At 37.6% G+C, this 20,050-nt stretch carries 12 protein-coding genes and 1 pseudogene; 11 read left to right on the plus strand and 2 right to left on the minus strand.

Annotated features, from left to right (window positions below; translation table 11 throughout):
* Positions 1 to 25: 25 nt before the first annotated feature.
* The 4 genes from CLO1100_RS04510 (at position 26) to CLO1100_RS04525 (ending at position 8,081) form a co-directional block, all read left to right on the plus strand.
* Positions 26 to 1,690 (plus strand): pectinesterase family protein, encoded by a 1,665-nt coding sequence (locus CLO1100_RS04510; protein WP_014312567.1) that lies wholly within the window; start codon positions 26 to 28, stop codon positions 1,688 to 1,690.
* A gap of 32 nt (positions 1,691 to 1,722) precedes the next feature.
* On the plus strand, positions 1,723 to 4,209 hold the full coding sequence (locus tag CLO1100_RS04515; protein ID WP_014312568.1) for a dockerin type I domain-containing protein: 2,487 nt from the start codon (positions 1,723 to 1,725) through the stop codon (positions 4,207 to 4,209).
* Between the two features lie 225 nt (positions 4,210 to 4,434).
* Entirely contained in the window at positions 4,435 to 6,270 is a 1,836-nt protein-coding gene (locus CLO1100_RS04520; protein ID WP_014312569.1) for an ABC transporter ATP-binding protein, read from the plus strand.
* The gene (locus CLO1100_RS04525; protein ID WP_014312570.1) at positions 6,267 to 8,081 is read left to right on the plus strand and encodes an ABC transporter ATP-binding protein; all 1,815 of its coding nucleotides are present in this window, start codon (positions 6,267 to 6,269) and stop codon (positions 8,079 to 8,081) included. The genes CLO1100_RS04520 and CLO1100_RS04525 overlap by 4 nt, the downstream gene beginning before the upstream one ends.
* A 197-nt stretch (positions 8,082 to 8,278) precedes the next feature.
* Here CLO1100_RS04525 and CLO1100_RS04530 read toward each other — a convergent pair.
* Together CLO1100_RS04530 and CLO1100_RS04535 are read right to left on the minus strand one after the other, a co-directional pair.
* A pseudogene (locus CLO1100_RS04530) lies at positions 8,279 to 9,172 on the minus strand (IS3 family transposase); the annotation flags it as partial.
* Between the two features lie 17 nt (positions 9,173 to 9,189).
* Positions 9,190 to 9,846, minus strand: coding sequence for a helix-turn-helix domain-containing protein (locus tag CLO1100_RS04535; RefSeq protein WP_050814136.1), 657 nt, complete (start codon positions 9,844 to 9,846; stop codon positions 9,190 to 9,192).
* Between the two features lie 112 nt (positions 9,847 to 9,958).
* On the opposite strand from CLO1100_RS04535, the gene CLO1100_RS20630 reads away from it, so the two are divergent.
* The 7 genes from CLO1100_RS20630 to CLO1100_RS04565 all read left to right on the plus strand — a co-directional run bounded on the left by CLO1100_RS20630 (position 9,959) and on the right by CLO1100_RS04565 (position 19,874).
* Positions 9,959 to 10,102: a hypothetical protein gene (locus tag CLO1100_RS20630; RefSeq protein WP_187288906.1), complete on the plus strand. Its 144-nt coding sequence runs from the start codon at positions 9,959 to 9,961 to the stop codon at positions 10,100 to 10,102.
* Between the two features lie 248 nt (positions 10,103 to 10,350).
* On the plus strand, positions 10,351 to 12,414 hold the full coding sequence (locus CLO1100_RS04540) for a glycoside hydrolase family 9 protein (protein ID WP_014312572.1): 2,064 nt from the start codon (positions 10,351 to 10,353) through the stop codon (positions 12,412 to 12,414).
* Positions 12,415 to 12,626: 212 nt separating this feature from the next.
* Entirely contained in the window at positions 12,627 to 14,372 is a 1,746-nt protein-coding gene (locus tag CLO1100_RS04545; protein WP_014312573.1) for a histidine kinase, read from the plus strand.
* Positions 14,357 to 16,066: a response regulator gene (locus CLO1100_RS04550; protein WP_014312574.1), complete on the plus strand. Its 1,710-nt coding sequence runs from the start codon at positions 14,357 to 14,359 to the stop codon at positions 16,064 to 16,066. Before CLO1100_RS04545 ends, CLO1100_RS04550 begins: the two co-directional genes overlap by 16 nt.
* A 160-nt stretch (positions 16,067 to 16,226) precedes the next feature.
* On the plus strand, positions 16,227 to 17,942 hold the full coding sequence (locus tag CLO1100_RS04555; RefSeq protein ID WP_014312575.1) for an extracellular solute-binding protein: 1,716 nt from the start codon (positions 16,227 to 16,229) through the stop codon (positions 17,940 to 17,942).
* A gap of 130 nt (positions 17,943 to 18,072) precedes the next feature.
* The gene (locus CLO1100_RS04560) at positions 18,073 to 18,975 is read left to right on the plus strand and encodes an ABC transporter permease subunit (protein WP_014312576.1); all 903 of its coding nucleotides are present in this window, start codon (positions 18,073 to 18,075) and stop codon (positions 18,973 to 18,975) included.
* A 14-nt stretch (positions 18,976 to 18,989) separates the two neighbouring features.
* Positions 18,990 to 19,874, plus strand: a complete 885-nt coding sequence (locus CLO1100_RS04565; protein ID WP_014312577.1) for a carbohydrate ABC transporter permease — start codon at positions 18,990 to 18,992, stop codon at positions 19,872 to 19,874.
* The last annotated feature ends 176 nt before the right edge of the window (positions 19,875 to 20,050 follow it).

Below are 20,050 nucleotides of genomic sequence, written 5' to 3' on the forward strand. Positions count from 1 at the left end.
TACATTTATATAAGGAGGGCGACCGATGAAAAGAGATAGATTTTTTCAGTTAGTTTTGATTCTTATTTTTGTGCTTCAAACTATGGTTAGCTCATTTTTAATGTGTAAAGTGGGAGCAGTGTCCTATGATATGGTTGTAGCAAAGGACGGAAGCGGTAATTATACTACGGTACAGGCAGCTATAAATAGTGTACCGTCCAATAGCCAAACCAGAACAACCATATACATTAAAAACGGTACATATAAAGAAAGAATCAATATTCCGTCATCTAAAATTAATGTTTCATTAATTGGACAAAGTAGAACAGGCACGATTTTAACTTACAACGATGCAGCCAGTACCAAAACTTCTTCCGGCGGAACATTAGGTACGACGGGAAGTGCCAGCGTTACTATTGCAGGAGCAGGTTTTCAGGCTGAGAACATAACTTTTGAAAATTTATATGATGAGGCAGCCAACGGCAGCAGTCAGGCTGTGGCTGTGCTTGCTAAAGCAGACAAGATGATATTCAGAGGATGTTCCTTCAAAGGTAATCAGGACACCCTGTATGCAAACGGGGATGCTTGCAGGCAGTATTACTACAACTGTTATATTGAGGGCGATGTGGATTTCATATTTGGCTCGGCAAATGCGGTATTTGACAGCTGTGAAATTTTTTCCCTCAACAGAAGTGGAGGATGTGTTACGGCACCCAGCACCAAGGCAAGTCAGAAGGGATATCTTATATACAAATGTAAGCTGACAAGCAGTGCGAGTCCCAAAACCATTTATCTCGGAAGACCTTGGATACCCAGTTCTGACACTGTTCAGACAACCCCAAAGGTATTGTACCGGGAATGCGAATTAGGCTCACATATTGCTGATGCAGGATGGACTGTCATGTCAGGCAATAATCCTGCAAACTTTGAAATGTGGGAGTATCAGAATACCGGTGCAGGTGCAAATACATCCAGAAAGCAGCTGCCTTCCTCAAAGGCAGCAGAGTATACAATGGAGAAATTCCTTTCAGGGTCGGACGGTTGGAATCCCAATTTAAACGAAAATATACCTGTGCCGATTCCGGACGGACAATACATAAAATCACTGGTTGTAAACGATACCCTAAATGCCCCAAACTGGTCTGTTCAGTCAAATTTGCAGGTGGGAGACGTAATATACGGTGACAGGGTATATAAATTTACACAGATTCCACAAAGTCTTATGGGGTGTGAATGGATTAGGACAGCATGTGATTCAAAAATGTATTCGTCAGATGAAGCCTCCTTTTTAGCAAAATCAGATATAACGGTTTATGTTGGCTTGGATACCAGAGTAACAAGTATTCCCGTATGGCTAAGCAGTTGGACTGCGACGGTTGAGACCTTGGTAAGTGATAATAATGCGGTTGCTTACAAGCTGTACAAAAAGGATTTACCAGCAAATTCATTTGTGGCACTGGGAACTAACGGAGCGTCCTCAAGTACCGTAAATTATGCGGTTATTGTAAAGTCTCAAACAGCTGATGTCCTTGTAGGTGATGTAAATGATGATGGAACAGTAAGTGCCTTGGATTTTGCGCTACTGAGGAAGTACATATTGACCGGGATATCTGACGGTATAAATTTAACAGCTGCAGATGTGAATGCCGACGGTACTGTAAATGCTTTGGATTATGCACTGTTGAAGAGCTATTTATTAAATGGTAATTAAAACAAAAATAAATTTATAAGGGGGAGTTAAATATGTTAAGAAAGGTGTTTCTAGGCTTTTTAATTAGTGTAATGCTGTTAACTTGTTGTAGTTTTCAACAAGCAGCATTGGCTGCAACGGCACGCCAAATGGAAAATTTGGATAGGGGTGTAGTGGCGGTTAAAGTCAGCAATGGTGTTTTTGTAAGTTGGCGCGTGTTGGGAACCGAAACAGCTGATGTAACCTATAATCTTTACCGGGACTCAGTGAAGTTGACCAACATATCCGGGGCAAGCAACTATATTGACAAGTCAGGGACTGCAAGCTCAAAGTACTCTGTAAGTGCCGTAGTAAATAGCAGTGAACAGCAGATATCACCATCGGTAAGTGTATGGGGAAGTAATTATCTGCAGATTCCTCTCCAGATTCCGGAGGGAGGAACCACACCTGACGGAGTGGCCTATACATATAGTGCCAATGACTGCAGTGTTGGGGATCTGGATGGTGACGGACAATATGAAATTATTTTAAAATGGGATCCGTCAAATGCCAAGGACAACTCCCAAAGCGGCTATACCGGGAATGTATACATTGATGCCTATAAATTGAACGGTAAACGTCTATGGAGGATTGATCTGGGAAAAAATATCCGTGCAGGTGCCCATTATACACAATTCATGGTATACGATCTGAATGGCGACGGTAAAGCTGAGATGGCATGTAAAACGTCAGACGGTACAAAAGACGGTATTGGGAATGTAATAGGCAATGCCGGAGCAGACTATCGTAATTCATCAGGATATGTACTTTCAGGATCTGAGTACCTGACCATATTCGATGGAAATACGGGTAAGGCTCTTTACACAGGGGACTATGAACCCGGCAGAGGTACTGTTTCCAGTTGGGGAGATTCTTACGGTAACCGTGTAGACCGTTTTCTGGCATGCATTGCTTATTTGGATGGTATGCACCCCAGTCTTGTTATGTGCCGGGGATATTATACAAGGGCAGTATTAGTTGCATACGACTGGAATGGTTCAACCTTAACTAAACGCTGGACATTTGACAGTAATAGCAGCGGTAATTCCGGTTATGCCGGACAAGGTAACCACAATCTTAGTGTAGCTGATGTGGATGATGATGGAAAGGACGAGATAATCTACGGTTCCTGTACCGTTGACGATTCCGGAAAGGGACTGTACACTACAGGTTTGAGGCACGGGGATTCAATGCATCTGGGTGATCTTAATCCCAATAGGCCCGGCCTTGAAGTCTGGTCCTGCCATGAGGACGTAGCCGGTAATGGAGGAGTCGGTGCATCCTTCCGTGATGCAAAGACTGGAAACGTGATTTTTAAGTTTGAGGCGTCCGACGATGTTGGAAGGGCGTGTTCGGCCGATTTGACCGCACAATATCCGGGTGAGGAGGTATGGGCAGCAGGCTCACCGTTGTATAGCTGTACAGGCCAGAATATCGGTTCTGCACCTTCCCAGAAGAATTTCGCAATATGGTGGGACGGTGATGAACTCCGTGAGCTTTTAGACGGTACAAGCATCACTAAATATGGCGGAGGAACTTTGCTTTCTGCAGGAGGCTGTTCTTCAAACAACGGCACAAAATCCACTCCCTGCCTTCAGGCGGACATTCTGGGAGACTGGAGAGAAGAGGCTGTATGGAGAACCTCCGATAACAAATATTTAAATATTTATACTACCACAGATTTGACAAGCAGACGTATTTATACATTAATGCACGACCCTGTATACAGACTGGGAATAGCCTGGCAAAACGTAGCATACAACCAGCCTCCACATACCGGCTTTTTCCTGGGAAGTGGCATGACAGCACCACCGCAGCCTTCCATATATTTAGCAGGAGGTAATCCGATTACTGTTGATGGTAAACTGATAAAGGCTTTAACAGTAAATGATACCGAAAATTCCGGTGACTGGTCAATCCAACCAAATCTGCAGATTGGCGACTTGGTATATGGCGATAGGACATTCAAATTCACACAAATTCCACAAAGTCTTATTGGTTCAGAATGGATAAGGACTGCATGTGATTCAAAAATGTATACGTCAGATGAAGCCTCTTTTACCGCAAAATCCGATATTTCAGTTTATGTAGGTTTGGATACAAGAGCTACAAGTATTCCAGCATGGCTAAACGGCTGGAATGCAACAGGGGAAATCTTGGTAAGCGATAATAATTCTGTTGAATACAATATTTATAAAAAGGATTATGCAGCAAATTCTCTTGTAACCCTTGGCACAAACGGTGCTTCCGCAAGCATAGTAAATTATGTTGTTATTGTAAAGCCACAGACAACTGATTTCCTTTTAGGTGATGCAAATGGTGATGGGGAAGTAAATTCTCTTGATTATGCTACCCTCAAGTCATATCTACTGGGAAAGATAAGTTTATCACAGGAAGCCATGAAGGCGGTAGATTTTAATAATGATAATACAATAGATGCTATTGATTTGGCTTTGTTCAGAAAGAATTTGTTAGGCGGGCCTATATACACTATAAATTAGTAATTACTATTTAATAATAAACCAAATATAGAGCCGGGAAGAAAATCTTCCCGGCTTTTTTATATATTTAACCCTTATTATGTGGTGTTAAATACCGTTATAATCAAATATTTACATCACAGTTTTTATTTGCTATATTATATTTTATATGCCTTAGATTGTTTTTATCACTTAATATATGACTTTTATAATAGTTGTTTATTAATTCTTGTTAGGGGGATTTATTTGGAGAAGAAACCAAAAGAGGTGTCAAATTTAACTTCAATAAAGAATAACATCTTTGCTTTGAAAATAGCATGGAGTATTACTAAAAGCAATGTAATCCATGCATTGATACTAAATATTTTAGGATATTTTGAATGGGTGTTTTTCAGCACAATTTTTATGAGGTACATAATTAATGCATTTGAAAAGAAAATGAGCTTTCACAGTATTTCGGTATTTATATTAATTTGCGGGGCGGCATTTGCATTAATCGGGTTGTACAGGAGCTATGTAAACAACGTTGCATTTCCACTAAACATGACTAAAACATACGAAGGACTGTATCTGAGACTGTATCAAAAGGCTGGAAATGTTGAACTAAGCTGCTTCGAAGATGCGGAATTCTATAATAAATACACCATGGCAGTTGACGGTGCCGGGGATAAAATTGCAAGCGTTGTGAGAAATGTATGGGGTATATTAATAGGTATATTTGCAACTGTCGCAGTATTTCTTTCCATGTATGACATTGACAAGGTGGCTGTACTGTTCGTGATTTTCCCTATAATAGGAAACTTTGTTTTCGGTGGAATTATGAATAAACTGGAATTGAAAAGATATAAGGAAGGCATACCTAGTGAGAGAGTTTTCCAGTATGTAAACAGGGTTATGTATCTGGCTGAATATGCCAAGGAAATGAGATTATCCAATGTTTACAGCCTGATAAAGGAAAAATATAACGAAGCCATTAAAAAAACTATCAGTATAGCAGATAAATATGCACCTAAATTAATCCCAATGGAAGTACTTAAAGTTGTATTTACATTTTCGGTAATTTTTGAGGGTGTCCTGCTTTATGGTGCTTACAGGGCGATTGTTGTAAAGAGTATTTCTCTTTCGGAACTTGCAGTGCTTTCAAGTACAATGGTGTCTGCCACATGGATTTTAATCGGGCTGTTTAACAATATAGTGGAGGCTATGAAGAACGGGCTATTCGTCAATAACCTTCGTACTTTTATCGAATACAAGGAAGTTATTCCAGAAGATTGGGACGGGGACATGCCTGAGCCGATTATTTCATCTATTGAATTCCGTAATGTCAGCTTTTCTTACAAAGACGACAAATATGCATTAAAAAATTTAAATTTTTGCATATCAGGAAACAGTGTTGTAGCTGTTGTAGGACATAACGGAGCAGGAAAATCCACTATCATCAAGCTGTTGTTCCGTCTTTATGATCCTACTTCCGGCGAAATTCTTGTAAACGGTAGAAACATAAAAGAATATAATCTTAGGGCTTACCGGCAATTGTTTGCCGCAGCCTTTCAGGATTATAAGGTACTTGCTCTCTCTGTAAAAGATAATGTTTTGATGGGACATAAAGTTGAAAATGAGGATGAAGCCGTTATAGAAGCTTTGAAGAAAGCAGGTGTCTATGAAAAGGTGGAGACTCTGCCAAAAGGAATTAATACGATTTTAACCAAGGAATTTGATGAGGACGGAGCGGTGCTTTCAGGGGGCCAGTATCAGAAAATAGTGGTTGCAAGAGCCTTTGTTCAAAATACTCCCATAAAGGTTTTTGACGAACCTTCATCAGCTCTGGACCCAATTGCCGAATATGATTTATATAAAAGCATAATGCGTGAGAGTAAAGATAAAACTATGATATTTATCTCCCATCGCCTTTCATCAGTACGAAATGCAGACAGGGTATTCATGTTTGAACATGGAGAACTTATTGAGCAGGGTACTCATGACGAGTTGATGAAACTGGATGGCTCCTATGCGGATATGTATACAAAACAGGCTATGAACTATCTGGCAGTGGATAAAATAGAAGAGGGGGTTGCACTATGAGTGATATAAATAAGAAACAGCCCTTTAAACAGGTCTGGGACAATAATTTGTTCATATTGAAGATCTGTTTTTCAGCTTCACCATTATATATTCTTGCATTTATATTTGACATATTAAGAAACCAGATTTTAATTTTCCTTGAGCATACCTATGGTATCGGGTATGTACTTGAATCAGTTGAATTTGGACGACCCTTTTATAAAGTAGCAGTATTTATAGTAATCCTGTTTATATTGATAGGCTTGGGTATGGTGTATGGTGCTTTTGTGAATCAGCTCATATCAAAAAAGGCATTGCCCAAGATGAAACAAAAGTTTAAGTTTATGCTTTATGAAAAGGCCCAGGAGCTGGACTTGGAATGTTACGATAATCCTGAATACTATAATGAGTTTGTTCTGGCTGTTTCTGAAGCAGACAATCAGGTAGACAGACTGCTGGAATTTCTCAACAAGATATTTACTGGACTTACAGTGTTTGTTACTACAGGAACGTATTTTCTTGTAAAAGACTGGTTTTCCATAACATTCGTTCTGGTCTCCTTTATATTGTCCTTTATGCTCATGCAGGTTTTCAACAAGATTAATTTTAAAATACGTTTGCAAAAAAATCCTGAGGAACGAAAAAGAGCTTATGTCAATCGTGTTTTTTATCTTAATGATTATGCCAAGGAACTCAGGCTTAACCCGGATGTGTCAGGAAAGCTCTTTGGTAAGTTTAAAGAAGCAAATAAGGCTATCTATAACATAGACAAGTCAAATGCAAAAAAGAAATTTATTATAAGTTTCCTTAGAGATTATGTATCCAATGACTTTATCAGTGACGTGCTTTACATAACTTATCTGGTATATAAGGCCACTGTTTTAAGTGCAATTTCCTATAGCAGTGTTGTTATTTTATTTAACTCTTTCAGCAGACTGAAACAGAGCCTCAGGACTATAACGGAAATTTACCCTTATGCCAGTGAAACAAGCTTATACATTGATAAAATCCGCAGCTTCTTAAATTATAAGCCTAAAATTGTAAGTCACAAAAAGCTTGATGTGCCTAAGACACCAAAATCTTTTAACCTGGATAATGTATCTTTTGCATATAAAGAGGGAGAAAAAAGAGTAATAAATAATATAAATATGACCATTAATCCTTATGAAAAAATCGCACTTGTAGGCTACAATGGTGCAGGAAAAACTACGTTAATCAAGCTGCTTATGCGCCTATACGACGTACAGGAAGGTACAATTTCTCTGGATGGCATTAATATTAAGGATTACGAAGTTGCCCGGTACCATGACCATGTAGGAACGGTCTTTCAGGACTATATGCTTTATGCCGCTACAGTCAAGGAAAATGTATTGATGGATAATGCGGAAGGAGTCCCGGAGAAGCCGATAATGAAGGCCCTGGAACAAAGTGGATTTGCGCAAAGGCTTCAAAGCTTTAAGCATGGGCTTGAAACTCCACTTACGGCAGAATTTGAGGAGGACGGAGTGAACCTGTCCGGTGGAGAAGCACAAAAAATTGCAATATCCAGAGCTTTTTACAAAGACTCCAGTCTGATAATACTGGATGAACCCTCTTCTGCACTTGATCCTATTGCCGAATATCAGCTGAACCAATCAATGCTGGAGGCTGCTGCAAATAAAACAGTGGTGTTTATCTCTCACAGGCTTTCAACTACAAGACTGGCAGATAAAATATTTATGCTTGAAAATGGAAGGATCATTGAGGAGGGGAGCCACGATGAATTGCTCCGGCTCAATGGAAAGTATGCGGAGATGTGGCGTGTACAGGCCGGTCAATATATACAGGTATAGTTACATGGGGTTGTTGCAAGATTAATTTTATTTATCTTAACCAGTACGTAAGTATAAATTGTATCAATGGAAGCTTGGTTAAAGATATTTGCAGATGTTTATAGGCGAACATGGATATTTTCCCGGAAAACCTACATGGTGATATGCTCCCTGTCAAGTAGACAGGGAAAAAATAAATTCTTAAGGACGTCAATCATTTAATTATGGTCGGCGTCCTCTTTATGTAAGTTTTCCATAAGATGTTGCCTGTACTCTATTGGAGTCATACCGTCAAGACTCTTCTGGTAGCGGTGGTTATTGTAATAATCTATGTATTCACTAACTGCTGCTTCGAGTTCATCGTATGTGTTAAATTTTTTTAGATAATACATTTCGGATTTAAGCATTCCCCAAAATGCTTCCATTGGCCCATTATCAATACAACGGGAAATTCTTGACATGCTCTGTATCATGCCTGCCTCATCAAGTTTTTTCTTAAATATCCTTGGTGTATATTGGAATCCTCTATCACTGTGGAAAATTGGTTTTGCTTTAGAATATTTATTGTGTGCAAAGTCAAATGTATTAAATACCAGTTCATTGTTGTTTGAATGACCAAGTACAAAAGATACAATACTTTTATCTCCTAAATCCAGTATAGCACTAAGATAAGCTTTGCTATTTAGACCATACTTCATTTCTGTTATATCAGTAAGCCACTTCTTGCCAAATCCATCCGTGTAAAATTCTCTATTAAGTACATTTTCTGCAGCAATTTCGGGAGTTGATTTGATATAGATCTTTTTCTTTTTACGGCACACAGATTTTAAGTTAAGTATTCTCATAAGTCTGTATATTCTCTTATTGTTTACATGGAAATCGTGCTCACGATTTAACTTGACTGTCATCTGACGATATCCAAGAATACCATTTCTCTCTTCATATACATCTTTTATAATATGAAGTAGTTTTTTATTGAATTGTTCATTGTTACTTTCTTTTCTATTAAGCCATTTGTAATATGAAGAGCGTTGAATTCCTGCAATATTACATAATTCTGTGATTGGATATGCTATGATATCGTGAAGCTCTTGTATTGCCAGATAAATAGTTTCATATCTTACCTGACTTAGAACCGCCTCCTTTCTACCTCGTCGAGTTTTTTTAGAAAATCTATCTCCATTTTTTGTCTGCGGTTCTCAGCTCTCAGTTTTTCTAGCTCAGACCATTCACCCTTATTCTTTTTCTTTCCACGATTGTCCTGCAAGGCATCTATACCTCCAGATTCATATTTGTGTGTCCAAGAATAAACCTGATGATAAGATACATTAAACTTTTGGGCTGTTTCAGAATAATTTTTCTGGTGTTCAATACAATACCTAACTATTTCAAATTTTTCGTAATAAGTGACTTCATGGGCATCAGTCATTAAAGATGTTCCTCCTGCTATTGAATCTTCCATATGACTATTATACTTCAAAATCCAATTACGTAATGTACTTTTAGCAAGTATACTGTATTTTAAGCAGAGAGATTCCTGAGAACCAATACCATTAAGATAGTCTTTAACAGCTGTTTCTTTTAGCTCATCGGAATAAATAGGCCTCTTATGAGTGGTGCTTAGAGCGGCGATTCCTAATACTTTGTAATTTCTAATCCATTCCTTCAATGTAATATGATTGACTCCTATCAAATTTGCAACGTGACGAACCGGCTCTTTTCCCTCAATGCACCTGAAAACGCATCTTAATTTCTCATCTGATGTAAATTTACGTATTCTTTTCACAAAAACATGCTCCTCCTTTTGATAAACAGTTTTAATTATTTTATCTGTCTACCACAAGGGGAGCATATCATCGTATAGGTTTTAGCGACACAATGAATCATGGACGATGAATGTGAGCGACGGTAAAATATCCAAAGATGAGCCGCTAGAAACTCTTGCAAATATCTTGGAAGCAATTATTGATATAATTTTACGTGAGTACCGGTGTCAAAACAGAAAAACGACATACTGCCTTTGCGACTTATCAGTTGTATAATTATTGCAACAGATGTATAATTATGGCAGTGACATTTGAATACAGTAATTACAACAATTCAACATTTCTCAATTCGTTATCGGTTCCGATTCAATCATCATATAAAATTTTTAATACCATTTGTCATATCACATTGAAAAGTAAATATGGTGCTCAGGGCATGGGACAAACAGCTTATGCTCCGAACATACACACCTCGAAAACCTTTGTTATTTCGGGGAATTTATTAATTTCAAGGAGGTAAAAAAATGAAAAAGGTAAGTGTACTGGTTCTGCTTGCTGTTTTACTGGTAAGCATTATTCCACCTGCGGTTTCAGCTGAGGAAAACAACTTTAACTATGTTGATGCATTTGCCAAGTCAATTCTTTTCTATGAGGCAAATTGGTGCGGTCCTGATGCAGGAAATAACAGGATTAAATGGCGCGGCCCTTGCCATTGTGATGACGGAAAGGATGTAGGACTGGACTTGACGGGAGGATTCCATGATTGCGGAGACCATGTAAAGTTCGGCTTGCCGCAATGTGCTTCTGCTTCAACCCTTGCATGGGCTTACTATGAATTCAAGGATACTTTTATTGCCAAGGGACAGGATGGCTACATGCTTAACATTTTGAAGCATTTTTGCGATTACTTTATTAAATGCTTCCCGAACAAAACTACATTTTACTATCAGGTTGGCGACGGTGATGTAGATCACCAATATTGGGGGCCGCCTGAACTACAGACATATGACAGGCCTGCTTATTATGTTGCAACACCGTCTAACCCCGGTTCTGATGTAGCGGGTGATGCAGCGGCTGCACTGGCGCTTATGTATCTGAACTACAAGGATAAGGATTCAACTTATGCAGAAAAATGTCTTACTTATGCAAAAGACCTTTATGACTTCGGCATGACTTACAGGGGAAACAGTAAAGGCCAAAGCTATTATCTGCCTAGAACTTATCTGGATGAACTTATGTGGGGATCAATCTGGCTTTATGTTGCTACAAATGATAATAAATATATGGATAATGTAGAAAAGCTAATGGTTGAGAAAGGAATCACCGGAGGCAACTCCTTTAATGACAACTGGACCCAGTGCTGGGATTATGTATTAACAGGAGTTTTTACAAAGCTTGCAACACTTTCGACTAATCCTTTATACAAGTCAATTGCCGATGACCATATTGATTACTGGCAGAATAGATTAAAAACTACTCCTGCAGGATTGAAATACCTTGATAGCTGGGGTGTTTGCAAATACCCCGCAGCAGAGAGTATGGTTCAGCTTGTTTATTATAAATATTTTGGTAATGAGAAATGTCTGGACTTTGCAAAAAGTCAGATAGATTACATACTGGGGGATAATCCCAATAATATGTCCTACGAAGTAGGCTTCGGTGATAACTATCCTAAATATCCTCATCACCGAGCTGCAAGTGGTGTACTTGAAGGCCCTCCTGCTGATGAAAAGAAGGAACTACCCGAAAGGCATATCCTATACGGTGCTCTTGTAGGGGGAGCAGACATGAATGATGAATATCATGATAATGTTAATGAATACGTTTATTCAGAAACCGGGTTGGACTATAATGCAGGCTTTGTAGGCGCACTGGCAGGTATGTCCAAATATCTTGGAGGAAGCCAGCTCCCCGGACCTACTCCGGGTATCGAGGGCGAACCGACACAATACTATACCGATGCTAAAATATACAAAAAAAGTTCCGAGGGTGTTACCATAGACCTGAATTTGTACAATATCGTTACTGCACCTCCACAATATGAGAGCGGTTTATCCTACAAGTACTTTATGGATTTATCGGAATATGCCTCAGCTGGAATAAATCCGGCAAAATTTGATACAAAAGTTTACTATTCTCCTGCAGGGGCCAAAATATCCGGAATTCAGCCTTGGGACAAGGATAAAAATATCTATTATGTAGAGGTAACCTTCCCTGATAGTAAGCTATATGCAAGAACCTATGTACAGTTTGCTATTTACAATTATGAAACCAAACTTTGGGATTCTTCAAATGACTATTCAGCCAAAGGTTTGACCGATACTGCTTATACAAAAATGGTTAATATTCCAATATATAAAAACAATGTCCTTGTTGCCGGAAGCGACCCTTCGGGAGGCGTAACCGTTTTGTACGGAGATTTGAACAATGATAAAGAGGTTAACGCAATTGACTTCGCTTTATTAAAAAAATATCTTCTGGACGGAAATTCAGGGGGAATCAATATAACTAATGCTGACATGAATAAGGACGGAGCTGTAAACGCTCTGGATTTTGCAAGCCTGAAACTGTATTTGTTAGGTAAATAATAACAACTGAATAAAATACTAAAGAGCCGTATCCCATAGTAATTACATATTACATGAGTACGGTTCTTTTTTTTCTTGTTATATTTTTTCGGTATATGTTACTATATCGGTAAAGAATTTTAATTGACTTTATATTAAGTTTATGTAAACAATATTTATATATCCAGTGAAACCACACATTTTAAATTGAAATAGAGAGGAAGTAAAATAAAATGGTCAAGCTAAAAATCAGAAACAGTATTTTCAGCCGTCTTGTAATAACCTTTCTAATAATAATAATTCCTCTTTATGGTTTAGGGATTTATATTTACAACAGCGGATTGCGTACCATAAAAAGCGAAATATCAAAATCAACTATTGCTCAGGCATCATTCTATCTTGAAAGTCTTGAAAAAGAGATAGAGAGGATAAAAATACTCCAATACGATTGCTTGAATGATGAACAGTTAAACAAGCTTGCAATAAGATGGGAGATTATGAATGAATATGAAATATCCCAAACACTGCTTCAACTAAAACAAAGACTTGTTGCAATAAAAAACAGTAGTATATATGTAAATGATGTAAATGTGCACATTCTCCCAATTGAGAAGACAGTTTCTTCAAATAGCGGAGTAGATGATATTCATATAAATGAATACAATGAAATATTTGTTCCGGCAGGATTAAAGGGAGCACAAATCATTAATTATAACGGTGAGTTATATCTGAGCACTTTTCAGAAATACAGCGGTGCAAACAAGCCTTTATTTACTATTGATATTGAATTGAATCAGAATGCATTAAAACAAGCCCTTGCACAATTCAATACCTATACGGGAAGCGGTTCGATACTTATAACACCTACAAATATTATTGCGAATAAGTCGGAAGAGGATAATACTCAATTTATTCAGAGTATTTTATCGAGTATGAATGAAAAAGAGAGAGATGGAACGATTTTTACAAAAATTAGGAATGAAAAGTACTATGTAGTTCATGCAAATTCTTCATATTTAAATATGATTTTATTAAGGTATTTTCCACAGGAATTTATACTAAAGCCTATAGTAAATTTTAAAATTTGGGCATGGGTATTTTCAATCGCTGCAATTTTAATAATAATTATATACTCATTATCGACATATAAATTTATGCATCAGCCTTTAAATGAACTGGTAAAATCTTTTCGTAAAGTGGAAAACGGAGATTTAAAGGTATCTATTAACCATGATTCAAATAATGAGTTCGGATACCTTTATAAATGCTTTAATGACATGGTCAAAAATCTTAATATGCTAATAGACCAGGTATATAACCAGAAAATATTAATGCAGAAAGCTGAATTGAAGCACTTGCAGTCTCAGATTAACCCCCATTTTTTGTATAACAGTTTTTTTATGATTAATACTATGGCAAGAATAGGTGATGAGAATTTAGTACCTTTTACAAAACACCTTGGAGAGTACTTCCGTTTTGTGACAAGGAACTCCATGGATAATATACCTCTGGAGGAAGAAATCAATCATGCCAAGGTATACACGGAAATTCAGCTTATGAGATTTTCAAAAAGACTTCAGATTCATTTTGGAGAATGTCCTGATATGTATAAGGATTTAAAAGTACCGAGACTTATATTACAGCCCATTATTGAGAATGCATTTGAACACGGACTTGAAAAGAAAAAAAATAGTGGATTGTTGCTTGTTAATTTTGAAGGAAATGAAAGAGAATTAAGAATAATTGTTGAAGATAATGGTTGTGATATAACAGATAGCGAGCTTGAAAAGTTGCAGGATTTACTGGAGAATAACGAGCAGGAAATCGAAACAACGGGAACATTAAATATACACAGGAGGATAAGGCTGGTTTTTGGCGAAGAGAGTGGTCTGATTATTTCAAGAAGCGTAATCGGAGGGCTGAAGGCAGTATTGAAAATAGTTTTACAAAAAGGAGTAGAAAAATGTATAGGCTACTAATTGTAGATGATGAGGAAATTATTGTAAACGGATTATACGAAATATTCCGAAGCATGAAGAATCTTGATTTGGATGTATACAGGGCATATTCCGGCGAAGAAGCAGTTGAGTGGTTAAGCAGAACACGGATGGATATTGTTCTGACAGATATCAGGATGCCGGAAATGGATGGTTTGCAGTTACTGGATGTCATATATAGAAGATGGCCTCAATGTAAAGTAATATTCCTTACCGGGTATAACGAATTTGAATATGTGTATAAAGCAATTCAGCACCAGGGCGTAAGCTATATACTGAAAACAGAGGATAATGACAAGGTAATTAGCGTTGTTGAGAATGCCATAGAGGAAATTAAAAAAGAGGTTAAAACAGAAGACTTGATTCATAAGGCCAAAGAACAGATTGAACTTGCTTTGGGACTCTTTCAGAAGGATTACTTTATTCATCTGCTGCACGAGGGGACATCACTTGAATTAAATAAATCGCAGTTTGAACAGCTGTCAATACCGATGCATCCCGATCATCCTGTAATTCTGTTACTTGGGCATATTGATAACATTCCCGGAAATTTGTCCTACTGGGATAAAATACAATATATAAATTCCATAAAGGTAATAATAACCCAAAACCTTAATGCAAATATCAGATTTATAAGCGTTTTGGATGACAGATACAGGTTTATATTCTTTATACAGCCCAATGAGCTGATGACCAGCAGTTACGGTAAGGCTGAAGAAAAGGCATTTTATTCAAAGACCATTTCGTTTATTAAGGGTACACTTGAAGTAATACAGACTGCCAGCAGAGAATCTTTGAATGCATCTATCAGCTTTGCCCTTGGGGGAGAACCCTGCAGCTGGGAGGAAGTATCGAAAAAGTACTTTTCCCTTAATCAACTTCTGAATTATAGAATAGGTACAGGAATAGAAATGCTGTTGATTGATAATGAACTGAAAAATAACAATATTTTAACTTCAGGTTCTGCAACAGAAGTACCGGAACTGGATACAAATGATGAGCCGTTGGAAATTCTTTTAAGAAAGAGAAATATGGATTTGATTCAGCAATATCTGGAATCAGGACAGAAAGAGAAATACTTTGAGGTTTTAGATGAATTATTAAGTCCTATAAAATTAATCAAGAGTAAAAACAGCAACTTAGCCATTGAAGCATATTCCATGGTATCGCTAAGTATTCTTTCATATATTAATCGCTGGAATATAACCGAAAAGCTGGCCTTCCATATAGGTCTTAACAGTCTTATGCGGATTGATAAACACGAGACATGGTCTGATGCAGTACAATATCCGATAAATATATCTGATGTAATTTTTCAGATTCAGACCGAGGAACAAAAGAAAAGGGCAGACAATGCCGTTGATTTCGTTCAAAATTTTATAGACGAGCATTTAAGTGAGGATCTTTCTTTAGTGAGGCTGGCAGAACAGGTTTACTTAAATCCATCATATTTGTCTCGCCTCTATAAACAGGTTACAAATCAAAACCTTTCTGATTTTATTGACAATGCTCGTATAGAGAGGGCAAAGGAGTTACTGAAAAAGGAAAAGATAAAGATAAATGAAGTAGCAAAGGCTGTAGGTTATGAGACAGCGGCATCCTTTACAAGATTTTTCAGAAAATTGATGTCATGTTCTCCACAAGAATACCACGATATGATTGTCTCAGGTAAATAGATGACAACAAAGTAAAAAAAAGATTCAAAACAATGAATAATTTTTTTAAAAACAAGTAAACAAAAGACAACAAAAGTAAAAACATGTGAATGGTGTTGTAGGTAAGCTCACTTTATAATATAGATGAGGCCTCAAATAAATAAATATCAGGAGGAAACAAATGAGATTCAATTACTTAAAAAGAGCTGTATCATTAGCAATGGCTTTATCTATAACCGCATCAATTGTTACGGCTTGCGGCAGTCAAAGCAATACATCCGACAGCACAGCATCATCATCTCAAAGTACTACTTCTTCAGTGGCAAATAAGGATCCTTTCGGAAAATATAGTCCTGAGATTGATATTTCTTTTGTTCGTGGAATAGATGATGACCTTGCAGCAAACATATTACCAAAGACACCAGGGGAAACTCTAGAAGATAACCGTTGGACAAAGTTATACAAAGAAGAATTAGGTATAAATGTAAAATATGATTGGACAGTAAAAGGAAATGAACAATCAGATGCATATACACAGAAAATCAATGTAACATTGGCATCTGGAGAACTTCCTGATGTAGTTCTTGTAAACCCTTCACAGCTTAAGCAACTCGTTGATTCAGATATGGTTGAGGATATGACTCAATACTACAAAGACTATGCTTCTGAGGATTTCAAGAATATTATGACAGAAGAAGGAACCGGTAATATTGATTCAGTTATGTTTGACGGTAAAATGATGGCTATTCCGGAACCTGTTTCAACTAATGAAAGTGCACACTATCTATGGATTAGAAATGACTGGCTGAAAAAATTAAACTTGCAGGCACCTAAGACCATGGATGATGTTTTAAAAATATCAGAAGCCTTTACAACCAAGGATCCTGACGGAAACGGAAAGAACGATACTATCGGACTTCCAATCACAAAGGATTTATATAGCGGGTGTATGGGAGCAGAAGGTTTCTTTGCTGGATATCACGCATATCCGAATATGTGGATAGAGGACAGTTCAGGTAAAATAGCATGGGGTAGTACATTACCTGAAACAAAGGTAGCACTTGAGAAATTAGCTAACATGTACAAAAATGGCCAGCTTGACAAAGAATTTGGTGTAAAGGATGCTGGAAAGGTTGCTGAGACTATAGCAGCAGGTAAAGTTGGTATGGACTATGGTGCACAGTGGAACCCGATGTATCCGCTCATAAGCAATTTTAACAATGATAATAATGCAGATTGGACATCATATCCTATTGTTTCAAATGACGATAAAAAGGCTATGGTACCATTAAAGTTCAATCAGACAAGAATATTTGCAGTTAGAAAAGGATATGAACATCCTGAAGCACTTGTAAAACTTTTCAATGAACATGTTGAGAAGAACTGGGGTAAAACAGCAGACTTCAACAAGTACTACATGCCTGTTGAGAACGGCGGCGTAGGTGTTTGGAAATTCTCTCCTGTATGCCCTGCTCCTGTATTCAAGAACCTTGAAGCCTTCGTAGCAATAGATGAAGCAAGAAAGAATAATGACTTCAGCAAATTGACCGGTGAGCCTAAAATTATCCAAGGTAATGTAGAGGCTTATGCAAAAGGTGATAAATCACAATGGGGTTGGGAAAAGATTTACGGTAAAGACGGTGCATTCCGTAATATGGTTGAATACAAGAAGAATAATCAGCTGCTAAACGAAAAGTTTGTTGGAGCTCCAACTACAACAATGGCTGAAAAGAAAACTACACTCGAAAAAATGGAAAAAGAAGTATTTATAAAAATTATAATGGGTGCAGCTCCTATCAGTGATTTCGATAAGTTTGTAAGCGATTGGAACAAACTAGGCGGTTCTGATATGACAAAAGAAGTTAACGAATGGTATGATTCCGTTAAATCCAAGTAATATTAACTAGTTAACAGAGAAGGAAAGGATACAGCCGTTTCATATCCTTTCCTTCTCGTTTACTAAGCAAGTTTTTTAATAGTTAGTTTCTATTATGTATACCTATACACCTATAAGGGGAGGAATAAGCTTGAAAAATCTAAATATAAAGAAACAACTACCCTTGCACCTAATGATCCTTCCGGGTTTTATAACTTTGTTGATATTCAGTTACCTGCCAATGGCGGGTGTTGTAATTGCGTTTCAAAAATTTATTCCCGCAAAGGGACTGTTCGGTCATCAAAAATGGGTAGGCCTTAAGAACTTTGAATATGTTCTGGATATGCCTAATTTTAATAATATAATGTGGAATACCATATCCATAGCCGTAATGAAAATCGCTCTTGGACTTATTGTTCCAATAATATTTGCTATTTTAATTAATGAAGTAACAAATAATGCTTTAAAAAGAGGTATTCAGACACTAATATATCTTCCTCACTTTTTATCATGGGTTGTACTTGGAGGAATATTGATTGATATACTTTCTCCGTCCGGCGGAATTTTAAATTCCCTAATAAAATCACTTGGTTTTGAACCTATATTTTTTCTGGGAGACAACAAGTGGTTTCCTTCCACAATGGTATTAACGGAGACCTGGAAAGAATTTGGCTATGGTACCATAATCTATCTGGCTGCAATAACCGGAATCGATCCCAGTCTGTACGAAGCTGCTCATATGGATGGAGCCAACAGATGGAAACAAACACTACACATAACTCTTCCTGGAATGAAGATGGTTATTGTACTTCTGATGGTATTAAGTCTCGGTAATGTTTTAAATGCCGGGTTCGACCAAATCTTCAATTTATATAGTCCCCCTGTTTATCAAAGCGGAGACATTATTGACACCTTTGTTTACAGAATAGGCCTGCTGGAAGCCCAATACGGAGTTGCCACAGCGGTAGGACTATTTAAATCAGTAGTCTCGTTTACGCTTATTTCAGTATCTTACTTCTTTGCTTATAAATTTGCAGATTACAGAATTTTCTAAAGGGGGTTAATTAAATGAAACGTAGAAAACTGAAAAAAGTCAGTGCATTTACAATTGTAAATAACTGTTTTCTGGTGTTAGCGGCATTACTATGTATCATACCGCTAATTCACATATTAGCCGTATCATTCAGCTCCAGTTCGGCTGCCGCAGCCGGCAAGGTTGTATTCTGGCCGGTTGAGTTTTCATTAAATTCATATGCGTACGTTGCAAAAAGAGCTGCATTCTGGCACTCCATGTTAATTTCAGTTGAAAGAATCGCACTGGGTGGATTTGTTAACCTGGTACTTACTATATTATGTGCATATCCGTTATCAAAGGAAAAGAAGGAGTTTCGTTTCCGTACATTTTACGCATGGGCGTTTTTTATAACTATGTTGTTTAACGGAGGCTTGATTCCGTGGTATATTGTAATTAAACAAGCGGGACTGCTTGATAAGATATGGGCATTGGTTCTTCCCGGTGCAGTTCCGGTTTTCAGTGTAATATTATTATTAAATTTCTTCAGGGAAATACCAAAGGAATTGAATGAAGCTGCTTTTATTGACGGAGCGGGACACTGGACCACACTGTGGAGAGTAATAGTACCTGTGTCAACCCCGGCCTTGGCAACAATAACCCTTTTCTCACTGGTAGGCCACTGGAATAACTGGTTTGATGGTATGATACTTATGAATAAGGCAGAAAATTATCCGCTTCAGAGTTATATTCAGACTATTGTTGTGCAGAGATCATACAGTATGCTTTCCAGACAGGAAATTTCCGAATTGGCAACTATATCAGACAGAACATTAAGGGCATCTCAGATTTTCCTTGGAACATTGCCTATAGTTTTGGTATATCCTTTCCTTCAAAAGTATTTTGTAAAGGGCATAGTTCTTGGGGGAGTAAAGGGATAAATCAACACGGTATAGATCTTCTTAATCCTAGGAACCGGACAAAAGGAAACTATCCGGCTAACCGGCAGGAGTGTACCAGGAGAGTTCGGACTCGGGCATAATTCATATGTTACGGATGATGAAGGAGTAGTTTGGAATGCACCAATAAGCTCCGACCTGCGTCGTGTTCATTTTGA

It is taken from the genome of Clostridium sp. BNL1100 (assembly GCF_000244875.1).
In the GTDB taxonomy this organism is placed as follows: Bacteria; Bacillota; Clostridia; order Acetivibrionales; family DSM-1351; genus Ruminiclostridium.